This window comes from Bradyrhizobium sp. 31Argb (genome assembly GCF_043638955.1).
Taxonomy (GTDB): domain Bacteria; phylum Pseudomonadota; class Alphaproteobacteria; order Rhizobiales; family Xanthobacteraceae; genus Bradyrhizobium.
In genome coordinates this window covers 1-526 of sequence record NZ_JBEGDB010000709.1, presented here as the reverse complement: position 1 = coordinate 526, position 526 = coordinate 1, and the positions used below count along the sequence as shown (strand labels likewise).

General features: G+C 54.6%; 1 protein-coding gene. It reads right to left on the bottom strand.

Features of this window, described 5'->3' with window-relative positions:
- On the bottom strand, positions 1–526 hold a 526-nt coding region (locus AAFX91_RS42385; protein ID WP_394570438.1), incomplete at both ends, for an AMP-binding protein.

Below are 526 nucleotides of genomic sequence, written 5' to 3'. Positions count from 1 at the left end.
AGCAGATACACCCGCGTGTTCGCAATCGGACGGCCAATCGGGACAATGGCCTCATCAAACTCAGCCGGGCAACTCCAGGTCGTCGCACAAACTGTCGTTTCGGTCGGTCCATAGCCGTTGACAATAGATGCAGCAGGCAGGCGTCGGATGAGTTCAGCCTTCGGCAGCTCTCCGGCAAGAATGAGAGCTTGCGACGCCAAATATTCCACATGCTTGCTTTGCTGAAGTAAGGCTGGAGGCAACGTTGCATGAGTGATGGCTTCGCTTCGAAGATAATCCGATAGCTTGGTGCTCGCTTGACAGAGCTCATCCGCAGGCAAATGCAATGCGGCTCCCGAGCCAAACGCCATTATAATTTCCCAAGCACTCGCATCAAAACCAAAGGAGGCAAACTGCACTATTCGGCTGTTTGAACAAACGCCCAAAAGCGTTATCTGAGCCAGCCCCAGATTGACCAAGCTCCGATGCTCGACCATGACGCCCTTGGGCGTGCCTGTGGATCCCGAGGTGTAGATCACGTAGGCGA